Origin of the sequence: Streptomyces antnestii, assembly GCF_004005495.1 — a bacterium.
Classification (GTDB): domain Bacteria; phylum Actinomycetota; class Actinomycetes; order Streptomycetales; family Streptomycetaceae; genus Streptomyces; species Streptomyces antnestii.
On sequence record NZ_RZYA01000005.1, the window covers coordinates 323,016 to 343,024 of the forward strand.

General features: G+C 70.9%; 20 protein-coding genes and 7 tRNA genes. 15 read left to right on the plus strand and 12 right to left on the minus strand.

What is annotated here, in order from left to right:
- Window positions 1-96: 96 nt before the first annotated feature.
- Together EOT10_RS13935 and EOT10_RS13940 are read left to right on the plus strand one after the other, a co-directional pair.
- Complete coding sequence (locus EOT10_RS13935) at window positions 97-1,050, plus strand: phosphotransferase family protein (protein ID WP_127828482.1); 954 nt, start codon at window positions 97-99, stop codon at window positions 1,048-1,050.
- Between the two features lie 69 nt (window positions 1,051-1,119).
- Window positions 1,120-1,404, plus strand: coding sequence for a TFIIB-type zinc ribbon-containing protein (locus EOT10_RS13940; RefSeq protein WP_127828483.1), 285 nt, complete (start codon window positions 1,120-1,122; stop codon window positions 1,402-1,404).
- Between the two features lie 51 nt (window positions 1,405-1,455).
- On the opposite strand, the gene EOT10_RS13945 is transcribed toward EOT10_RS13940, so the two are convergent.
- The 5 genes from EOT10_RS13945 to EOT10_RS13965 form a co-directional block, all read right to left on the minus strand.
- Window positions 1,456-1,530: transfer RNA gene (locus EOT10_RS13945), tRNA-Val, on the minus strand.
- A gap of 42 nt (window positions 1,531-1,572) precedes the next feature.
- Window positions 1,573-1,644 (minus strand) — tRNA-Val (locus tag EOT10_RS13950).
- 42 nt (window positions 1,645-1,686) lie between these two features.
- A tRNA-Val gene (locus EOT10_RS13955) sits at window positions 1,687-1,758 on the minus strand.
- Between the two features lies 1 nt (window position 1,759).
- Window positions 1,760-1,833, minus strand: a tRNA-Cys gene (locus EOT10_RS13960).
- Window positions 1,834-1,869: 36 nt separating this feature from the next.
- A tRNA-Gly gene (locus EOT10_RS13965) sits at window positions 1,870-1,942 on the minus strand.
- Between the two features lie 145 nt (window positions 1,943-2,087).
- On the opposite strand from EOT10_RS13965, the gene EOT10_RS13970 reads away from it, so the two are divergent.
- From EOT10_RS13970 to EOT10_RS13980, 3 genes are all read left to right on the plus strand, one after another.
- A complete protein-coding gene (locus tag EOT10_RS13970) occupies window positions 2,088-3,143 on the plus strand; it encodes a chorismate-binding protein (RefSeq protein ID WP_127828484.1) in 1,056 nt (351 codons plus the stop codon).
- Window positions 3,140-3,961, plus strand: coding sequence for an aminotransferase class IV (locus EOT10_RS13975; RefSeq protein ID WP_127828485.1), 822 nt, complete (start codon window positions 3,140-3,142; stop codon window positions 3,959-3,961). Before EOT10_RS13970 ends, EOT10_RS13975 begins: the two co-directional genes overlap by 4 nt.
- Window positions 3,962-4,031: 70 nt before the next feature.
- Window positions 4,032-4,856 (plus strand): GNAT family N-acetyltransferase, encoded by an 825-nt coding sequence (locus tag EOT10_RS13980; protein WP_127828486.1) that lies wholly within the window; start codon window positions 4,032-4,034, stop codon window positions 4,854-4,856.
- 22 nt (window positions 4,857-4,878) lie between these two features.
- Here the strand turns inward: EOT10_RS13980 and EOT10_RS13985 are convergent, their stop codons facing one another.
- Window positions 4,879-5,400, minus strand: a complete 522-nt coding sequence (locus EOT10_RS13985) for a DsbA family protein (protein ID WP_189491545.1) — start codon at window positions 5,398-5,400, stop codon at window positions 4,879-4,881.
- A gap of 173 nt (window positions 5,401-5,573) precedes the next feature.
- Here EOT10_RS13985 and EOT10_RS13990 point away from each other — a divergent pair, with 173 nt between their 5' ends.
- Entirely contained in the window at window positions 5,574-6,002 is a 429-nt protein-coding gene (locus EOT10_RS13990) for a hypothetical protein (RefSeq protein ID WP_127828487.1), read from the plus strand.
- 234 nt (window positions 6,003-6,236) lie between these two features.
- Window positions 6,237-6,416, plus strand: coding sequence for a hypothetical protein (locus EOT10_RS13995; protein ID WP_127828488.1), 180 nt, complete (start codon window positions 6,237-6,239; stop codon window positions 6,414-6,416).
- A 28-nt stretch (window positions 6,417-6,444) separates the two neighbouring features.
- On the opposite strand, the gene EOT10_RS14000 is transcribed toward EOT10_RS13995, so the two are convergent.
- Both EOT10_RS14000 and EOT10_RS14005 read right to left on the minus strand, forming a co-directional pair.
- Entirely contained in the window at window positions 6,445-7,008 is a 564-nt protein-coding gene (locus EOT10_RS14000) for a CGNR zinc finger domain-containing protein (protein WP_127828489.1), read from the minus strand.
- A 256-nt stretch (window positions 7,009-7,264) separates the two neighbouring features.
- Window positions 7,265-7,678: an SsgA family sporulation/cell division regulator gene (locus EOT10_RS14005; RefSeq protein ID WP_003959770.1), complete on the minus strand. Its 414-nt coding sequence runs from the start codon at window positions 7,676-7,678 to the stop codon at window positions 7,265-7,267.
- A 190-nt stretch (window positions 7,679-7,868) separates the two neighbouring features.
- Between EOT10_RS14005 and EOT10_RS14010 the strand changes: the two genes are divergently transcribed.
- The 4 genes from EOT10_RS14010 (at window position 7,869) to EOT10_RS14025 (ending at window position 9,410) form a co-directional block, all read left to right on the plus strand.
- Window positions 7,869-8,315, plus strand: coding sequence for a TIGR02611 family protein (locus tag EOT10_RS14010; RefSeq protein ID WP_127828490.1), 447 nt, complete (start codon window positions 7,869-7,871; stop codon window positions 8,313-8,315).
- 85 nt (window positions 8,316-8,400) lie between these two features.
- Window positions 8,401-8,472 (plus strand) — tRNA-Val (locus tag EOT10_RS14015).
- Window positions 8,473-8,838: 366 nt separating this feature from the next.
- On the plus strand, window positions 8,839-9,285 hold the full coding sequence (locus tag EOT10_RS14020) for an SRPBCC family protein (protein WP_127828491.1): 447 nt from the start codon (window positions 8,839-8,841) through the stop codon (window positions 9,283-9,285).
- Between the two features lie 53 nt (window positions 9,286-9,338).
- A tRNA-Val gene (locus tag EOT10_RS14025) sits at window positions 9,339-9,410 on the plus strand.
- Between the two features lie 64 nt (window positions 9,411-9,474).
- Here the strand turns inward: EOT10_RS14025 and EOT10_RS14030 are convergent.
- Window positions 9,475-10,200, minus strand: coding sequence for a 3'-5' exonuclease (locus tag EOT10_RS14030; RefSeq protein ID WP_127828492.1), 726 nt, complete (start codon window positions 10,198-10,200; stop codon window positions 9,475-9,477).
- Between the two features lie 180 nt (window positions 10,201-10,380).
- Between EOT10_RS14030 and EOT10_RS14035 the strand changes: the two genes are divergently transcribed.
- From EOT10_RS14035 to thrS, 3 genes are all read left to right on the plus strand, one after another.
- Window positions 10,381-10,947, plus strand: a complete 567-nt coding sequence (locus EOT10_RS14035; protein ID WP_127828493.1) for a DUF4365 domain-containing protein — start codon at window positions 10,381-10,383, stop codon at window positions 10,945-10,947.
- A gap of 21 nt (window positions 10,948-10,968) precedes the next feature.
- The gene (locus tag EOT10_RS14040) at window positions 10,969-12,186 is read left to right on the plus strand and encodes a hypothetical protein (RefSeq protein ID WP_127828494.1); all 1,218 of its coding nucleotides are present in this window, start codon (window positions 10,969-10,971) and stop codon (window positions 12,184-12,186) included.
- A gap of 156 nt (window positions 12,187-12,342) precedes the next feature.
- Window positions 12,343-14,319: a threonine--tRNA ligase gene (thrS, locus tag EOT10_RS14045; protein WP_127828495.1), complete on the plus strand. Its 1,977-nt coding sequence runs from the start codon at window positions 12,343-12,345 to the stop codon at window positions 14,317-14,319.
- Window positions 14,320-14,322: 3 nt separating this feature from the next.
- Here thrS and EOT10_RS14050 read toward each other — a convergent pair whose 3' ends face one another.
- Complete coding sequence (locus EOT10_RS14050; RefSeq protein ID WP_127828496.1) at window positions 14,323-15,006, minus strand: potassium channel family protein; 684 nt, start codon at window positions 15,004-15,006, stop codon at window positions 14,323-14,325.
- A 66-nt stretch (window positions 15,007-15,072) separates the two neighbouring features.
- Here EOT10_RS14050 and EOT10_RS14055 point away from each other — a divergent pair, with 66 nt between their 5' ends.
- Entirely contained in the window at window positions 15,073-15,636 is a 564-nt protein-coding gene (locus EOT10_RS14055) for an HIT family protein (protein WP_127828497.1), read from the plus strand.
- Window positions 15,637-15,737: 101 nt separating this feature from the next.
- Here EOT10_RS14055 and EOT10_RS14060 read toward each other — a convergent pair whose 3' ends face one another.
- Both EOT10_RS14060 and EOT10_RS14065 read right to left on the minus strand, forming a co-directional pair.
- Window positions 15,738-17,405, minus strand: a complete 1,668-nt coding sequence (locus tag EOT10_RS14060; RefSeq protein WP_127828498.1) for a hypothetical protein — start codon at window positions 17,403-17,405, stop codon at window positions 15,738-15,740.
- A 176-nt stretch (window positions 17,406-17,581) separates the two neighbouring features.
- A complete protein-coding gene (locus tag EOT10_RS14065; protein ID WP_127828499.1) occupies window positions 17,582-19,792 on the minus strand; it encodes an elongation factor G-like protein EF-G2 in 2,211 nt (736 codons plus the stop codon).
- Window positions 19,793-20,009 lie beyond the last annotated feature (217 nt).

Here is a 20,009-nt window from a genome sequence, read left to right on the forward strand (position 1 = left end):
CACGCGCTGCTCAGGGCCCGCATACGGGGGAGGCCCAAGCCGTGACGCGCCCCCGGCGACGTACGCTCGCGCCTGACACCACCCGGGGGGACACCGATGACCGCACCCGCTCTGCTGCCCGCGCTCACCGTCACGGCGCGCGGTGTGGCGCACCGCGCCCAGGGAGCCTGCACCTGCCCGGCCCCGGTCCCGGCCGCCGTCCTCGCCGACCGGGCGGACGGCACGGTCGTCCGGCACGGCGACGTCGTGGCCAAGGCCCACGCCCCCGGCACGGACCCCACCGAGCTGGCCACGCGTCTCGCCGTGGCGTCGGCGCTCCCCGGCATCCTGCTTCCGCCCCTCAGGCCCGACGCGGCCGAACTCCACGAACGGCTCGTCACGTTCTGGCCGCACGGCAGCCCCGTGGATCCCGACGCTCCCGAGCTCGCCCCGTGGGAGGCGGCCGCGACCCTCCTTGCCCGCCTGCACGCCGTGCCGGTGCGGCAGCTCCCCGGCCCGCTCCCGCCGATGCGCGGCCCCGCCAAGGCGGCCCTCGCCGTCGCGCGCCTCCTGGCCGCGGGACCTCACCCGGCGTCCGCGCCGATCCTGCGCGCCTGGGCCGGCCTGCCGCCCTGGGCCCGCGCCGAGACACCCACCCGGCACGCGGCCGCCCTGTGCCACGGCGACCTGCACCTCGGCCAGCTCGTCCGCCGCCCCGCCGGCACCGGCCCCTGGCTCCTGATCGACGTCGACGACCTCGGGACCGGCGACCCGGCCTGGGACCTGGCCCGCCCGGCGGCCTGGTTCGCGTCCGGCCTGCTGCCCGCCGAGGAGTGGACGAGGTTCCTCACCGCCTACCAGGAGGCCGGAGGCGCGCCCGCGCTCCAGAGCGACCCCTGGCCCGCTCTCGACGCACCGGCCCGGGCCCTCACCGTCCAGACCGCGGCGCTCGCCGTCGCCAAGGCCACCGCGGCCGGCCGTGAGCTCGACGAGGCGGAGGAGGCGTTGGTCGACGCGTGTGACCGAATGGCCGCGGTACCGCCCGAGTTGGCACAGGGCGCCGCGAAGTAGGGTGCAACGGACCGATGCCGGGAAGTGTCCCGGCGAAGAAGTGCCGAACGGCGAGGAGTTGAGCCGACCATGCAGTGCCCCAAGTGTCACGCACCGATGCACACGTACAACCGCAATGGCGTCCAGATCGAGCAGTGCAGCGGCTGCCGGGGGATATTCCTCGACTACGGCGAGCTGGAGTCCCTGACCCGGCTCGAGTCTCAGTGGCAGCAGCAGATGCCGCCCGCGCCGCCGGCCCCGCAGGCGTACCCGTCGGCCCCCGCCCCCGCCTGGGGTGCCCCGCACCACGGCGGGCACCACGGTCATCACGGCCACCACAAGGGCGGCTTCGGCCGGATGCTCTTCTCCTCCTGACCCTCCCCGCACACGAAGAAGCCCCCGGCCGAAAGGCCGGGGGCTTCTTGCTGGTGCGCGATACTGGGATTGAACCAGTGACCTCTTCCGTGTCAGGGAAGCGCTCTCCCGCTGAGCTAATCGCGCGGGACGGACCAGACTGTATCAGGACCCGTGAGTGGTACTGCGTGCGCGATACTGGGATTGAACCAGTGACCTCTTCCGTGTCAGGGAAGCGCTCTCCCGCTGAGCTAATCGCGCGGGTTTCGGACCGTCGAGAAGATGACCTTCGTGATGATCCAGTGGACGATACTGGGATTGAACCAGTGACCTCTTCCGTGTCAGGGAAGCGCTCTCCCGCTGAGCTAATCGTCCTTGGAGGTGGAGACGGGATTTGAACCCGTGTAGACGGCTTTGCAGGCCGTTGCCTCGCCTCTCGGCCACTCCACCAGGTGGTGGGGGTTCGGGAAGATCCCCCACTTCCTGAGCGGACGACCAGGTTCGAACTGGCGACCTCAACCTTGGCAAGGTTGCGCTCTACCAACTGAGCTACGTCCGCTTGTCGTTTCCGTTTCGCTTGCGCGTCCCGGCGACGTGTTGAACTCTAGCGGATTCCTGGGCCAGTACAAAAACGCGTTTGCGCAGCGTGCTGCGGTGCGACCGCCCCAGGTCACGCGGGGGACACCCGCCATAGACTCGAAGACGTGCGCGACCTCCCTCATGACCTGCCCCCTCTGGCCCGCTTCGGCGGTCTCGTAGCGACCGAGTTGCGGGACGTGACCAGCGATCCCGAAGCGCTGGACTCCGCCGGCTTCTGGGCCGTCTCCGCCGACTTCGAGGGTCGGCTCGTGTGCGCCCGCTTCGACTCCGTGCGCAAGGAGCCGGTGCCCGCACCGGTCCCCGGCGCCTGGCGCGGGCCCGCGGCCGGCGACTGGACGTCCTCCCTCGACCGCGCCGCGTACACGGAGGGCGTCCGCCGTATCCGGGCCCACATCGCGCGCGGCGACGTCTACCAGGCCAACCTCTGCCGCGTCCTGTCCGCGCCCCTGCCCCCGTACGCCGACGTGGACGCGCTCACCGCACTGCTCGCGCGCGGGAACCCGGCGCCGTACGCGGGGACGATCCGGCTGCCCGCGCACGGGGTGGAGATAGCCACCGCGTCCCCCGAGCTCTTCCTGCGCCAGGACGGGCGCATCGTCGAGTCCGGGCCGATCAAGGGCACCGGGCGCACCGAGGCGGACCTCCTGGAGAAGGACTACGCCGAGAACGTGATGATCGTGGACCTCGTCCGCAACGACCTCGGACGCGTCTGCGCGACCGGCTCCGTGACCGTTCCTGAGCTGTGCGTCGTCGAGAAGCACCCGGGCCTCGTCCACCTCGTCTCCACGGTCCGCGGCGAACTGCGCGACGGCGCCGGCTGGCGCGACCTGATCGACGCGACCTTCCCGCCCGGCTCGGTCACCGGAGCGCCCAAGTCGAGCGCCCTGCGCATCATCGACGCCCTGGAGACGGCGCCCCGCGGCCCCTACTGCGGCGGGATCGGCTGGGTCGACGCCGACCGGGGCACCGGCGAGCTGGCCGTCGGCATCCGCACGTTCTGGGCCGACCGCGCCGAGGGCGTCCTGCGGTTCGGCACCGGCGCCGGCATCACCTGGGGCTCCGACCCCGAGGGCGAGTGGCGCGAGACAGAACTGAAGGCTTCCCGGCTGCTCGCTGTAGCGTCGGGTACGTACGAGGAAAGTGGAGGGATCCCTACGTGAAGATCTGGCTCGACGGCATACTGCAGGACCTCGAGGCCGCCCGTGTCTCGGTGTTCGACCACGGCCTGACCGTGGGCGACGGCATTTTCGAGACCGTGAAGTCGGTCGACGGGAAGCCGTTCGCGCTGACCCGCCACCTCGACCGGCTGGCCCGCTCGGCGCGCGGCCTCGGCCTGCCCGAGCCCGACCTCGACGAGGTGCGCCGGGCCTGCGACGCCGTGCTCGACGCCAACCCGATGCCGCTCGGCCGGCTGCGGATCACGTACACCGGAGGCCTCTCGCCGCTGGGTTCGGACCGCGGTGAGCACGGGCCGACGCTCGTGGTCGCCCTCGGTGAGGTGGCCCGGCGCCCCGACTCCACCGCCACGGTCACGGTCCCGTGGACGCGCAACGAACGCGGCGCGCTCACCGGCCTGAAGACCACCTCGTACGCGGAGAACGTCGTCGCGCTCGCCCGCGCACGCGAACAGGGCGCCTCCGAGGCGCTGTTCGCCAACACGGTGGGTCAGCTCTGCGAGGGCACGGGGTCGAACGTCTTCGTCGTCCTCGACGGCGAGATCCACACCCCGCCGGTCGCCTCCGGCTGCCTCGCGGGCATCACGCGCGCGCTGGCCGTCGAGTGGACCGGTGCCAAGGAGACCGATCTTCCGCTGGACGTCCTGGAGCGCGCCGACGAGATCTTCCTGACCTCGACGCTGCGCGACGTGCAGGGCGTGCACCGGGTCGACGGGCGCGAGCTGCCGGGTGCGCCCGGTCCCGTCACCGCCAAGGCGATGCGTGTCTTCGACGAGCGCGCGGCGGACGACGTCGACCCGTAGACCCCGACCCGTAGGACCCAGCCCGTAAACGGGGTGACCAGGTGGGTCCGGGGCGGGTACAACACCCCTGATGACCACCACCCTGCGGCCGACCGAGCCGCTTCAGCAAGGCGCCGACGGGACGCGCTCACGCCACTACCGCGTGTGTGTGAACAGCCGCCCCGTCGGCGAGCTGCGCCTCGCCACCCATCCGGTCTTCGGCCCCGGGGTGGCCCGGATCAGTGAGCTGCGGATCGACGAGGCGGACCGCGGCCGCGGCCGGGGCACCGTCGCCGCGCTCGCCGCCGAGGAGGTGGCGCGTGGCTGGGGCTGCGGCCGGATCGAGACGACGGTCCCCGCGTCGGCCGAGCGGGCCCTCGCCCTCGCCACCGCGCTCGGCTACGTGGAGCGCAACCGGAACATGGAGAAGGAACTCCCCGCCGAGCCGCCCGCCCTGCCGCCGGGCAGCACGGGACGGCGTATGACCGGCCCCGAGTTCACCGCGTGGGAGGCGTACACCCGGGCCGAGTACGTGCGCAGCCTGGTCGAGCGGGGTGTTCCGGAGGAGCAGGCGGGCGCGAAGGCCGAGGCCGATCACGCGGCGACGCTCGCGGACGGGCTCGCCACGTCCGACGCCGTCCTGAGCGTCCTGGAGGCGGACGGCGCCGTCGTGGGCACGCTGTGGGTCGCGCTGCGCGGCGAGCGCGCGTACGTCTACGACGTCGAGGTGGCGGCCGCGCACCGCGGGCACGGCCACGGACGCTCGCTGATGCTCCTCGCGGAGGCCGAGTCACGCGCCGCGGGCTTCACAGGGCTCGGGCTCAACGTCTTCGCGGGCAACACCCCGGCGGTCCGCCTGTACGAGTCGCTCGGCTACCGGGCGACCCTGTTCCACCTGTACAAACCACTGCTCTGACCGGCCCGCGAGGAGTTCTGGACTAGGCGCCGAGCAGCCGGTCCACGATCTCCTCGACCCGCGCGCGCAGCCCGTCCTGGCTCTTGCCGCCGTCGAGCCGCTCGCCGCCGACGACGTACGTGGGGGTACCCGTCACGCCGATCGCCTTGCCCTCGGCCTGGTCCGCGTCGACGATCAGGATGTGCCGGCCGTCGACGAGCGCGGTGTCGAACTCCTCGGCGTCCAGGCCGAGTTCACCGGCGACCTGGACGAGGAACGGCTCGCCCTTGCGGTCGAACTCGTCGACCCGGCCGAGCACCGCTTCCACGTACGGCCAGCCCTGCCCCTGCTCGAAGGCCTCCTCCGCGGCCTGCGCGCCGGCGAAGGAGTGCTTGTGCTTCTCCAGGGGGAAGTGCCGCAGGCGCAGGTCGATGCGGTCGCCGTAGCGGGCCCGCAGCGCGCGCACGTCGTCGAGGGCGGTGCGGCAGTCGGGGCACTGGAGCTCGCACCAGACGTCGAGGACGGGGCGGCCCTGAGGGGCGGAGGCGGCAGAGGCGTCGTTCATGGGACCAGTCTTCCAGCCGGGCGCCCCGGACCCCAATCGGGACCTGGGGAGGAGGGCGTACCCGGAAATGTCCCTGAGGTCCGGGCGGATCGTGGCCCGCGGACCCCGGTGCGGTGCACGATGGAGGGGACGGAACACGCCCCGTCGCCCGCCGCCCGTTCCAGGAGGACCGGATGATTGCCGAGACCGTCTGTTCCGCCGTGTCCGTGGCAGGGCTGGGCATCGCCGCGGTCACCGCGTACCGGAAGCGTTTCCTGAGGGCCGCGCGGATAGCGGCCTACTCGCTGGTGCCCATCGGCCTGGTGATGACCGGCGTGGTCGGCTGGCTGGCGGACACCGCGTTCAGCCCCACGGCGTGGGCCGGCTTCGTCGTGCTCGGCGGCGCGTGGCTGCTCTTCGCGGGAACGCGGGCGCTGGAGCGCCGCAAGGCCGGCACCCGCAAGGAGGCCGAGGCCGCACCCGAGTCCAAGGCCGTGGCCCCCGCCGCCTCCGCCCCCTCGCTGAGCCCGGCCACCAAGCCGACGGCGGCCCGTCCCACCACGAAACCCACGACCGAGGACTTCAGCGACATCGAGGCGATCCTGAAGAAGCACGGGATCTGAGCCTCCGGCCGCGTGGAGCGCCTCAGCGGGCGGCGCCCGGACAGCGTTGCCGCGGGACGCGAGCCTGCGCCATCCATCGGCGCCTCTCATGATCGGCCGTGGACGGAAAACGGAGGGAGATGGACCTTTCTCGGTCGACTCGGCTCAGCACGGTCACGAGATCCGGCGAACTCCCGTTTCTTCCGGGCGTGTTGATCGCCGGAGGCGGCCCGGCTGCGCCATCATCGCCGCGAGATGCTGGACACAACACAGGGCGCTGCCGCCCCGCAGGCCGACGAGCGGCACGACGGCCTCGCGGCCGACGAACGCCGCGGCTGCCTCTTCGCACTGTCACAGCCGCCTTTGATGATCTTTCTGGCGGTGATCGGCTGCCTGCTGCTACTGGCTTCGCTGCACGATCTGTTCCTGCTGTGACCGGCCTGCTGTGACGACGCGGCACGCCTCAGCGTGCCGCCTCCTTGCGGCGCGCCCGGTACGCCGCCACGTGCAAGCGGTTTCCACAGGTGCGGCTGTCGCAGTACCGCCGCGAGCGGTTGCGTGAGAGGTCGACGAACGCGCGCCGGCAGTCCGGTGCCTCGCAGCGCCGCAGACGCTCCTGCTCCCCGGCGACGACGAAGAAGGCGAGCGCCATCCCGCAGTCGGCCGCGAGGTGGTCGGCGACGGACGCGCCGGGCGCGAAGTAATGGACATGCCAGTCGTAGCCGTCGTGGTCCGTCAGGCGCGGCGTGGTCCCCGCCGCGGCGACCAGCTCGTTGATCAGTGAGGCCGCGGCATGAGCGTCGGGCGCCGCGAAGACGGCGGCGAACCGGGCCCGTACCTGCCGTACACCGTCGAGGTCACGCTCCGCGAGCACCCCGACGTCGCTGATGTCGTTCCTTCGTACGAACTCGCCAAGAGCCGCCACATCGGTCAGCCCGTCGTCGGCCGCCTGCTCGTCGTCCGGTGCGGTGTTCACCAGATCCACCACGGTGTCGAGGGCGCACCGGGTGTCGTGGGTGATCAGCACGATTTGCTCCCTGGCCTGGGGGGTCGGGCCTGTGCCCGCCGATGCTGGCCGATGTTATAGGTCCGGTCGGCGGTGTGGCGCCTGTCCGTCGGCCCGCACGACGCACCGGCGCCGCCGCCGTGGGAGATCCCACGGCGGCGGCGCCGGTGTATGCCGTATGCGGTTGTTGTGGCTCGGTCCGTCTCCCCGAGTGGACGGCGTCGAGCGGCTCTCGCGGTGCGTGACTCCGGCACGGTGCCGGAGCCGGCTCCAGGCCTTAGCTTTCGGCCAGGATGTGTGAGAGCTCCGTGTCGAGATCGAAGTGACGGTGTTCCGTGCCGGGTGGCACGGCCGCGTCGGTCCTCTTCAGGAACGACTCCAGCGCCCTCGCAGGGGCTTCGAGCAGAGCCTCACCCTCCGGAGAGCTGAGAGCGATGCAGACGACGCCCTGGCCGTGACTACGGGATGGCCAGACTCGGACGTCGCCGGTGCCGGTGGGCCGGTGCAGCCCCTCGGCGAGCAGGTCGCGGGCGAACACCCATTCGACCGTTTCTTCGGCTCCGGTGTGGAAGGTGGCGTGCACGGCGTAGGGATCGGCCGTGTCATACCGCAGTCCTGCGGGTACAGGCAGTGAGGACTCGCTCGACACAACGAGGCGCAGGTGCAGCTCGCAGCTGACCGTGGTGTTCATAAGCGCCAGGGCCTTTCGCTCAGTGTGCGCTCGGGGATTCGCACGTCGGCGAAATCGACATGCCACCTACGGTGCCGTTGTAAACCCCTCTGCGTGTTTTGAGTGTCTTTAGGTAGCTCGTACGGCGCAGTGTTTCTCCGTCAGGAACGGCCATTCCGGTGACAGGAATCCGTCGGGTAGGTTTGGTTGTATGAATACGGGGAGTGACGAAGCGGCCGGGTCTGAATCCGTGGTCGCGGTGACGGGGGACGGGGCGAAGGCCGAGCCGGTGCTCGGGTCCCGGGCGCCGGCGTTCATCAAGGCGCGCAAGGCCCTGCATGTGAGCTGGCAGGTCGGCGTCTTCGTGGTGGGGCTCGCGGTGGTGGTGGCGGGCGTGATCATGCTGCCGCTGCCGGGCCCGGGCTGGCTGGTGATCTTCGGTGGCATGGCGATCTGGGCGACCGAGTTCGTCTGGGCGCAGCTCGTGCTCCGCTGGACGAAGCGCAAGGTCACCGAGGCCACGCAGCGTGCGCTCGATCCGGCGGTGCGCCGCCGGAACATCATCCTGACCTCGGTCGGCCTGGTGATCGTCGCCGTGCTCGTGGGGATCTACGTGTGGAAGTTCGGCTTCGAGATGCCGTGGAAGATCAAGGAGTGAGCGGGGTGTCCCGCGAGGGTCGTGGTGGGGGCGTCGGGGCTGGTCGGAGCACCCGCTGACATGCGGTAATGTTCTCTCTGCGCCCGGGCGATTAGCTCAGTGGGAGAGCGCTTCGTTCACACCGAAGAGGTCACTGGTTCGAACCCAGTATCGCCCACCCCGGACCGAGGGCCCCGGAGGCATCAGCCTCCGGGGCCCTCGGCGTTTCCATCTCCGGCCGCCTTGATCGGCAAGCGCTTTCTGCGCGTACGGCGAGCGTAAGGCGGCGGGGCGTGTTCCCCTGCGTCCGGGTGAGTGTCCGATGAGCGGAACGGGAATCCCGTAATCCATACGGACGCTCGCGCATTACCCGTTGGTACCTTCCGCAATTCGGCAGTTGTACGAAAGCTGATCCCGTTTCAGGAGATCTGGAGTTCCGCAGTTCGCCCGGAAAGCCGAACTCCTGACGGTGAATCAATGACAGTCGGCATCCCGCCAATTCACGTTCACGTACCGGGGCCCTGCCACGGGGCACACTCCCTGCATGGACTGGAGCCACTACCGCTTCCGCAGTGTCTGGGACCTGCCCGCGGAACCCGCCGACGTGTACGCGGTCCTCGAACGCGCCGAGGACTACCCCCGGTGGTGGCCCCAGGTGCGCGAGGCCAGACCGTTCGAAGGGGGCGGCGGCACCGCACGCTTCCGCTCGTTCCTCCCGTACGACCTGGTCGTGAAAGCCGTCGAACGGCACCACGATCCCGCGGCCGGGATCCTCGAGATCGCCCTGTGGGGGGACCTGGAGGGCTGGGTGCGCTGGACGGTCTGGGCCCACGCGGGCGGGACGCGCGCTCTCTTCGAGCAGGAGGTGGAGGTGACAAGGCCCCTCATGCGTCGGCTCGCCCTCGTCGGCCGGCCGCTGTTCCGTGCCAACCACGCGCTGATGATGCGCAGTGGGCGGCGCGGGCTCACCGCGCTGCTGAAGGGGTCCTGACCGAACCGGTTTGATGGAAACCCGCCGGGGCCTGTATGGTTCAACCCGTTCCCGGGCGATTAGCTCAGTGGGAGAGCGCTTCGTTCACACCGAAGAGGTCACTGGTTCGAACCCAGTATCGCCCACCCCGGAGAAAGCCGGTCCGTCAGCTGACGGACCGGCTTTTCTGTCTCTCGGGGCGGGCAACTCTCAGGCGGCCTCGCGCAGTTCCGTCCGCATCGGCCACGCCGGATCCACCGTCTCCAGGCTCCCGCTGCGCGCGAACCACGCCTGCAGCCCCCGCGCCTGCGCCGCGTGCCACACCGCCTGCAGTGTGTGCAGCTCGGCGGGGGACAGATGCTCCAGACGGGACGCGAACCGGCGCCCCACGGCCCGTACGACGTCCAGGGACGCCTGTGCGTCCGCGGCCGCGTCGTGGGCGCCGTCGAGCACCACCTCGTAGTGCGCGCACAGGTCCGTCAGGGTGCGGCGGCCCTTGCGGTAGCGGTCCAGGTGCTTGTCGAGGACCCGCGGGTCGAGAACGCACAGCGGTGAACTCTCCATGTAGCGGCCGAGCGAGGACGCCCGGTGGCGCCGCAACTCCCGGTCGAGCAGCGTCAGGTCGAACGGCGCGTTCATCACCACCAGCGGGCGGCCCGCCGCGGCCTGTTCGCCGAGCTCCCTGGCTATCTCCTCCATGACGGGAGCCGGCCAGCGGCCGTTGCGCTGCAGGTGTTCGTCCGTCAGACCGTGCACCTCCGTCGCCCCCGCCGGCACCGGCACCCCCGGATTCACCAGCCAGCGCGTCACGCGCGGCCGGCAGCCGGGAGCGTCCTGCACCACGACGGCGGCCGACACGATGCGGTCGCTCTCCACGTCCACGCCGGTGGTCTCGGTGTCGAAGGCGGCCAGAGGACCCTCGTACCAGCACGTCATGTCAATGCAACTCCTCGTTCACGCCCGGCAGATGACGTCCCGATGACGTGTGCCGACTGCCCGGTTCCGTGATACCCGGGCTGTTTGCGTCGTACGCCGACCGGAGACAACACAGATACGGGTCATGGCAGTTCAGCGGCCCGCCGAGGGGATTCACCTGTTTCGGAAGGCCAGTTCGACATGGCGCTCGCGCAGCCCGAACAGGGTGGGCTGCTGCCCGGGCGGATCGCACCGTCCCGCGGCACACTCGCCACCACCGCCTGCATGGAGACACTCCAGGTGGGCTACTTGCACGCCGTCGCGGCAGCCGCCGGCTGTTCGCTCTCTCAGCCGTTCCCGGACAACGGCATCGACTGGCACGTCAGCCACAGCGCACCGGGGCACACGGTCGACGACGAGGTCACCATCAAGGTGCAGCTCAAGTGCACGTACCAGATCGCGCCCGGTCCGCCGGGGCCGTCCTTCTCCTTCACGCTCGACAATGCGCACTTGGAGAAGCTCGCCCGCACACCGGTGTCGGTGCACAAGATCCTGGTCGTGATGATCGTGCCGCGCTCGCAGGACGACTGGCTGCGGGCCGGACACGACCGGCTCGACCTGCGGCACTGCTGTTACTGGACCAACCTGGCCGGTCACCCCGTGACCGGCAGACGCCGCACCACCGTGCGCATCCCGACCTCGCGGATCTTCGACGACCGCGCGCTGTGCGAAATCATGACGCGGGTCGGGACGGGCGGGAGGCCCTGACGTACAGGGAGGGAGACCCTGATGCAGCACCGCCCGACCGACGAGCGCCTGCGCGCCCTGAACACCGCCCGGTCCCACCCCGCCGACCTCGAAGGCCCCGAACCCGCGCAGGTCGACCCGGTCGTGCTCAACGCGCTGCTCGACCGGCACGGCTGGGAGCGCCGCGGCGGCGCCACCGGACGCTATGTGCGCTGGACGCTGCCCGGCGGCTCCGGGCGCACCAGCCTGCTCGTGCCGGAGACCCGCGCCTTCCCCGACAGCGACGAACTGCTCGGCGAGGCGCTCGAGGCGCTGGAACGCAGCGGCGCGGCCTGCGCCCGGGAGGTTCTTGTGTCGCTCGCCGTACCGAGTGACGAGATCCGCTGGTGGCGCGACGTGCCGGCCGGTCCCGCGGGCAGCGCGCCCTGGCCCGTGGAGGAACAACTGCGCGGCGCCGCCCGGCGGATGCTGCTGGCCGCCGCGCTCGCCGCCCGGGGGAGGGCCGGGTACTACGGCGCCCGCCACCGCCGGCCCGCCGCCGCGTCACTGGAGAACGTCCTCGTCGGCGACGCCCCCGGCGGGCGCCGGCTCACCGCGTTCGCGCCGGTCTCCGCAGGCCGCGCCCTCGCCGTCCGCCTCCATCAGGCGCTGTACGCGGCCCGCGAGGCCATCGACTACCGGCGCGCCACCGGCGGCATGGACGCCTTCGACGGCGCGGTCGAGGCGGGCGTGAGTCACGAACTCGTCGAAGCGCTCGTCGCGCTCGTCCGCGGCACGGAGGGGGCCCGGGTCGGCGTCGAGTGGTCACCCTCGGCCGGGGTGCCCGACGAGTGCACGGCGGGGGACGCCCCCGTCGAGTTCTCGCCCGGCGACCTGGCCGTGCTCCGCGAGGCGAGCTCCCGCTATCTGCGGGCCGAGCCGTCCGTCGCCGTGCGCGTCACCGGCACCGTCGTGCGGATGCGCCGGTCGGGGCCGCGCGGTGAGGGCACGGTGCGGCTGCATGTCATCGGGGGCGCCGACGTTCCGCACATACGGATGACGCTGGACGAGGACGCGTACCGGACGGCCGGGCACGCGCATCTCGTGGGGCTGCCGATCAGGGTGCACGGCCGCCTGGAGAGCCGGGGCGGGTTCCGACGCCTCACCGGGGCGAGCGACGTGGTGCCGGTGCAGGTGGAGGAGGCCGAGCGGGACCGGCTGATGAAGTCGCTCCAGGAGAACCTGGACTTCTTCGAGGAGGCGTGCAGCGGGGACGAGTGAGGGGGTGGGGCCGGTGGTGCGGGGCCTCTCGCGCGGGCGCCGTCGATACCGTTTCGCGAGTCGGGCCCCCGGCTCGGTACGATCCATCTAGCCAGTGCATATCTCATTGCGGTGCCATGGCTTATGGAACACACCCCCTCAGGTAGGAGAAGTCCGGTGTCAGACGTCCGTGTGATCATCCAACGCGATTCCGAGCGGGAAGAGCGCGTGGTGACGACGGGCACTACGGCCGCCGAGCTCTTCGCCGGCGAGCGCACCATCGTCGCCGCCCGTGTGGCCGGTGAGCTGAAGGACCTCGCGTACGAGGTGAAGGACGGCGAGGAGGTCGAGGCCGTCGAGATCTCCTCCGAGGACGGCCTCAACATCCTGCGCCACTCGACCGCGCACGTCATGGCACAGGCCGTGCAGGAGCTGTTCCCCGAGGCCAAGCTGGGCATCGGCCCGCCGGTCAAGGACGGCTTCTACTACGACTTCGACGTGGAGAAGCCCTTCACGCCCGAGGATCTCAAGGCCATCGAGAAGAAGATGCAGGAGATCCAGAAGCGCGGGCAGCGCTTCTCGCGCCGCGTCGTCACCGACGAGGCCGCCCGCGAGGAGCTCGCCGACGAGCCGTACAAGCTGGAGCTCATCGGCATCAAGGGCGCCGCGTCCACGGACGACGGTGCGAACGTCGAGGTGGGCGGCGGCGAGCTGACCATCTACGACAACCTCGACGCCAAGACCGGCGACCTGTGCTGGAAGGACCTCTGCCGCGGTCCCCACCTGCCGACCACGCGCAACATCCCCGCGTTCAAGCTGATGCGGAACGCTGCCGCGTACTGGCGGGGCAGCGAGAAGAACCCGATGCTCCAGCGCATCTACGGCACCGCCTGGCCGTCGAAGGACGAGCTGAAGGCGCACCTGGAGTTCCTCGCCGAGGCCGAGAAGCGCGACCACCGCAAGCTGGGCAACGAGCTGGACCTGTTCTCCATCCCGGACCAGATCGGTTCAGGCCTCGCCGTCTTCCACCCCAAGGGCGGCATCGTCCGCCGGGTCATGGAGGACTACTCGCGCCGCCGGCACGAGGAGGAGGGCTACGAGTTCGTCTACACCCCGCACGCGACGAAGGGGAAGCTCTTCGAGACCTCGGGCCACCTGGACTGGTACGCCGACGGCATGTACCCGCCCATGCAGCTCGACGAGGGCGTGGACTACTACCTCAAGCCCATGAACTGCCCGATGCACAACCTGATCTTCGACGCGCGCGGCCGGTCCTACCGTGAACTGCCGCTGCGCCTCTTCGAGTTCGGCACCGTGTACCGGTACGAGAAGTCGGGCGTCGTGCACGGCCTGACCCGCGCCCGTGGCTTCACGCAGGACGACGCGCACATCTACTGCACCAAGGAGCAGATGGCGGAGGAGCTCGACAAGACGCTCACCTTCGTCCTCGGACTGCTGCGCGACTACGGCCTGACCGACTTCTACCTGGAGCTCTCCACCAAGGACCCGGAGAAGTTCGTCGGCTCCGACGAGATCTGGGAAGAGGCCACCGAGACGCTGCGCCAGGTCGCCGAGAAGCAGGGCCTGCCTCTCGTCCCCGACCCGGGCGGCGCCGCCTTCTACGGCCCGAAGATCTCCGTCCAGGCGAAGGACGCCATCGGCCGCACCTGGCAGATGTCGACCGTGCAGCTCGACTTCAACCTGCCGGAGCGCTTCAACCTGGAGTACACGGGCCCCGACGGCACCAAGCAGCGCCCGGTCATGATCCACCGCGCCCTGTTCGGCTCCATCGAGCGCTTCTTCGCCGTGCTCCTCGAGCACTACGCGGGCGCCTTCCCGGCGTGGCTCGCCCCGGTGCAGGCCGTCGGCATCCCGATCGGCGACGCGCACATCCCGTACCTCCAGGAGTTCGCGGCCGAGGCGAAGAAGAAGGGTCTGCGCGTCGACGTGGACTCGTCGTCGGACCGTATGCAGAAGAAGATCAGGAACGCTCAGAAGCAGAAGGTGCCGTTCATGATCATCGCGGGTGACGAGGACATGGCCGCCGGCGCCGTCTCCTTCCGCTACCGCGACGGCACGCAGGAGAACGGCATCCCCGTCGACGAGGCGATCGAGAAGATCGCCAAGGTCGTCGAGGAGCGCGTGCAGGTCTGACGCTCAGCCGTTGTCTTTCCGAGAGGCCCCCGGGGAATTCCCCGGGGGCTTTTCGTCGCCCTCGCGGGAGAACACCTGGAGCATCCAGGACGAGAACGAGCCCGTGACCGCCCCGAGCAGCGCCAGGCCGCCGCCCATCAGCGCCACCGCGACCAGACGCCCGAGCGGGGTCACCGGGACCGCGTCGCCATAGCCGACGGTCGCCAGCGTCGAGCAGGCCCACCACACCGAGTCCCCGAACGTGCGGATCGTGGCGCCCGGCGCCCCGCGCTCCGCCTGGTACACGGCAAGCGCCGCGGCGAATCCGAGGAGCGAGGCGGACATGCCCGCGTAGGCGACCACGCGCGCGTGCAGACTGAGCCGCGGCTGCTCGTGGCGGCGCCGCACGGCGTCGTACGTCCGCACGATCTGCAGCGGGCGCAGCAGCGGCAGCACCATGATCACCGCGTCCAGCCAGTGGTGCCGCACGAACGAGAGCCCCCGGCCGCTGAGGCGCCACCGGACGGCGAAGTCCAGGGCGAAGACGGCCCACGACGCGAACGTCATCGCCAGACACAGATCGAGCACGGGTCCGGGGAGGTCGTGGCCCAGGACCCTGATCGCGTACGACGCGAGGAACAGCAGGGCCGCCACCGACAGCGGGGCCTCCATCCGGTGCTCCCACTGCGTCCGCCTGCTGTCGTCCATCGGTCAAGGATCGCGGGCGGGAACGGGTACCCGCCCCGCCGACACGGTCCGAACGGGCGAAGCCATATGCTGCACCACATGACGAGTGAGCCGGAGCAGCACACGGGGCCGGTGGGTGAGCCGGACGGTTTCGGGCGCCTTTGGACGCCGCACCGGATGGCCTACATCCAGGGGGAGAACAAGCCGACCGGACCGGGGGCCGACGGCTGTCCCTTCTGCAACGCTCCCGCCATGACCGACGAGGAAGCACTGATCGTGGCGCGCGGCACCAGCGTGTACGCGATCCTCAACCTCTACCCGTACAACGGCGGCCACTTGATGGTGCTGCCCTACCGGCACGTCGCCGACTACACGGAGCTGGACGACGCCGAGACGGCCGAGCTCGCGCTCTTCACCAAGCGGGCGATGGCCGCCCTGCGCACCGCGTCCGGCGCGCACGGCTTCAACATCGGGATCAACCAGGGCGCGGCGGCCGGGGCCGGCATCGCCGCGCACCTGCACCAGCACATCGTTCCGCGCTGGGGCGGCGACACCAACTTCATGCCCGTCGTGGGGCACACCAAGGTGCTGCCGCAGCTGCTCGGGGACACCAGGACCGCGCTGGCCAAGGCCTGGCCGGACGAGGACTGAGGCCGATCTTCAGCCTGAGGCCGATCTGATCTTGAGATGCACGCGCCGGCCCGGACATTCCTCCGGGCCGGCCGTGTCGTGTCCGTACGGGCGGCCTGCGCCTACGCGTCGTACACGTCCGCCTTCGTGGGCGTCGGGGCCTGGACCAGGCCGCTGAGCACCCCCGAGCGCGTACCGAACTGCTCGGTGTTCACGCCGTTCTCCTCCAGGACCTTGATCGCCGCCGCGTGCACCACGCGCAGGACCGGGGTGGCCGTGCGCAGCGCGTCGTCCGCCATGAAGCGGTGCCGCCACGGCTTGTCCGCCCAGGCGTGCCGCAGGCCGAAGGGCTCGGGGAGGACGAGCTTGCCGCCTATGTGGTCCAGGAGCGGCGGGTACCAGGTGAAGGGGGCGCGCACCGCGAGCCGGACCACCTCGTCGGGCTCTATGAGCGGGAGCTTCCGCTCGACGGTCTCCCAGAACTTGATCGGCTTGGCGACTTCCTTCGTCTTCGGCTCGGGCTTCGTCGTGAACAGGGAGTGCACCGGACCGAGCGCGTGCCCCGTGATCTCGATGCGCAGCGTCTCGTGCAGCACCGTCACCGTGATCAGCATCGTGATGACCAACTGGCCGTCCCAGAGCGTGAACTGCACGCCCAGATAGTGACGGTCGCCGCTGCCGAACTGCTGCTCGTTGCAGATGCGCTGTATCTCGTGGTTCTTGACCTGGAAGGCCTCGACGTCCGTGCCCGTGGGGCGGGCCACCTTGTTCGCGTTCTCCCCGATCGGCGAGACGATCCAGTGCTTGATCGACGGCGTCGGGAAGCCGCCCGTGTGCAGCGGGCCCCGCTCCAGGAGCCGCAGCTGGTCGTGGATCGCCCGTATGACGTCCCAGCTGCGGAACGGGTGGATCTCCGCGCCCGCCTCGCGGGGCACCAGCTCCTCGGCGAGCTGCCAGCTGCCCCAGCGCGTGCCCATGCCGAGGATGCCCTTCGGGCCCGCGTAGAAGACCGCGTTCGACTGCTGCTCCGCGGTCAGCTTGGCCAGGCTCTGGCGGAGCTGCTCCGCGGCCGTCTCGCCCGGGCTGCCGGGCACCGCCTCCGGGATCTTGGCGCCGACGCCGCCGCCGGAGAGGAGGCTGTCCCAGCGGTCCCGCATGTCCTGCGCCGTGCGCTCGCAGATCTGCCGGGCCCACAGCCAGCCGACCACGGGCGCGACGACAGCGGCCCGCAGATACCAGGCCCAGAAGCCGGAGAGCGGCAGCTTGACCAGGAGGATCACGGCGACGGCGGCGACCGCCACCATGAGCGTCGTGAACAGGGCCGCCGTGCGCTTGTTCGCGTGCTTGCTGATCGCGCGGCGGACCTGGAAGACGAGCAGCCACGCGATCAGGCCGGGCAGGAAGGCGAGGCCGCACAGCGCCATCACGGCCGTCAGCCAGCTGTCCCGCTGTCTGCGGATCCGGTTCGCCGCGAGGCAGTGCTCGACGACGACTTGCGGCTCGGTGCCGAAGGACTGGATGAGCGGCTTACGGGCCCCGCCGAGCAGCCGGCCCTGGACGGCCCGCGAGAACGCCTCGCCCAGATTCGGCGCGGCTAGCGACCAGATGCCCTTCTTCACCTCGGACTTGTGCCACTCGCTGTTGGCTCCGAGGAGGTCGTCCACCTTCGCGTCCCGGTACGCCGCCGAAGCGAGGGCGTACGTGGCCGCGGTCTGGCCCGCGGAGCCGTGCAACGGCACCTGAGCCCCGGGCCTGAAGTCGAATACGTCGTCCGCCACTGCCGCCCCCATCACCGCGCGCCTTCGCCCCTGCGGTTTTCCCGACTTCCTTGCTCCGCACACCTGTTGATCAGGTCATCGGCTTGATCAGGTCATCAGCGTATCCGGGCGCACCGACATCCGTCAGGGGACGGCCGAAGCCGCCCGCCCGGGAGGGGACCGGGCGGGCGGCTTCGGCCGGCCGCCAACTAGGAGACGTCCTGCGCCTGTTCGCGGATCCTTTCGCTCAGCTGCGGAGGCATCGGCTCGTGCCGTGCGTACGCGCGGCTGAACCGACCCGTGCCGTGCGACAGCGACCGCAGGTCCACCGCGTACCGGCCGATCTCGATCTCCGGAACCTCCGCCCGTACGAGCGTGCGGGCCCCCGGTGCCTGTTCCGTGCCGAGCACGCGGCCCCGCCGCCCCGACAGATCGCTCATGACCGCGCCGACGTAGTCGTCCGAGACGAGGACCGACACCTCGGCGACCGGCTCCAGGAGATGGATCCGCGCGTCCCCCGCCGCCTCCCGCAGCGCCAGCGCGCCCGCTGTCTGGAACGCCGCGTCGGAGGAGTCCACCGAGTGCGCCTTGCCGTCGAGCAGGGTGATCCGGACGTCGATGAGGGGGTAGCCGGCCGCCACGCCCTTCGCGGCCTGCGCCCGTACGCCCTTCTCCACGGACGGGATGAACTGCCGCGGCACCGCGCCGCCGACGACCTTGTCCACGAACTCGATGCCGGAGCCGCCGGGCAGCGGTTCCACCTCGATCTCGCAGATCGCGAACTGTCCGTGCCCGCCGGACTGCTTCACATGGCGCCCGCGGCCCGCCGACCGGTCGGCGAACGTCTCCCGGAGCGAGACCTTGTGCGGCACGACGTCGACCTGGACGCCGTACCGGCCCCGCAGCCGCTCCAGGGCGACGTCGGCGTGTGCCTCGCCGAGGCACCACAGGACCACCTGGTGGGTGTCCTGGTTCTGTTCGAGCCGCATCGTCGGGTCCTCGGCGACCAGACGTGACAGGCCCTGCGAGAGCCTGTCCTCGTCGGGTTTGCTGTGCGCCCGGATCGCCATCGGGAGCAGGGGGTCCGGCATGTCCCACGGCTCCATGAGGAGCGGGTCGTCCTTGGCGGAGAGGGTGTCGCCGGTCTCCGCCCTGCCCAGCTTGGCGACGCACGCCAGATCGCCGGCGATGCAGTGGCTGAGCGGCCGCTGCTGCTTCCCGAAGGGCATCGACAGGGCGCCGATGCGCTCGTCGACGTCGTGGTCCTCGTGCCCGCGGTCGGCGAGGCCGTGTCCGGAGACGTGCACCGTGTCGTCGGCGCGAAGGGTTCCGGAGAACACCCGTACCAGCGAGACGCGCCCCACGTACGGGTCGGACGCCGTCTTGACGACCTCGGCGACCAGGGGGCCGTCCGGATCGCAGGCGTTCACCGTCCGCGGGTCGCCCGACGGCGTCGTGACCACGGGGGCCGCGCGTTCCAGCGGAGTGGGGAACCCGCCGGTGATGAGTTCCAGCAGTTCCACCGTGCCGATGCCCTGCCGGGCGCCCGGCGCCGCGGGGGCCGCGGCGAGCACCGGATGGAACACGCCGCGCGCGACGGCCCGTTCCAGGTCCTGCACCAGCGACTTGTGGTCGAGCTCCTCACCCGCGACATAGCGGTCCATGAGGGTCTCGTCCTCGCTCTCGGCGATGATCCCCTCGATCAGACGGTTGCGCGCCTCCTCGATGAGCGGCAGCTGGCCGCCGGGATCCGGTTCGGACTCCTTGCGCTCGCCCGACGCGTAGTCGAACACGCGCTGCGACAGGAGACCGAGGAGCCCGGTCACGGGCGCGTGCCCGTCGGGCCCCGGTTCGCCGTGCAGCGGCAGATAGAGCGGGATGACGGCGTCCGGATCGTCGCCGCCGAAGAACTTCTCGCACGTACGTGTCATCTGCTCGAAGTCGGAGCGGGCCGCCTCCAGATGCGTGACCACGATGGCCCGCGGCATGCCGACCGCCGCGCACTCCTCCCACACCATGCGGGTCGCGCCGGCCATGGTCTCGGGGCCGTCCGACGCCGAGACGACGAAGAGGGCCGCGTCCGCCGCCCGCAGACCGGCCCTCAGTTCCCCGACGAAGTCCGCGTATCCCGGGGTGTCCAGCAGATTGATCTTGCACCCGCCCCACTCGACGGGGACGAGGGAGAGCTGCACCGAACGCTGCTGCCGGTGCTCGATCTCGTCGAAGTCGGAAACGGCGGTGCCGTCCTCCACCCGGCCCGCCCTGTTCACCGCCCCCGCGGTCAGCGCGAGAGCCTCCACCAGTGTCGTCTTGCCCGATCCGCTGTGGCCGACCAGCACCACATTCCTCACGGACGCGGGGTGGTCGGCCGCCGTAGCCCTGCCGGCGGCTCCGGGGTGTGTGTTCGCCTTGTCGCCCATGCCTTGCCTCCCGGGTTGCTTGCACGGTGAGGTGGCACCCCTGCTGAAGAGGGGGGTCCCTTCGGGCGCGGACACGCGGGACCCGCGGTGGCGGCTCCGACGACGCCCGCGGTGTCTTCGAGCTTTCCACTCCGGTCACGGTGCGTCCATACGTCGTACGCGATCCCCCGGGGCGCGCGGGTGCCCCGCCGTCGTCCACGCGTGCGCGTGACTACGA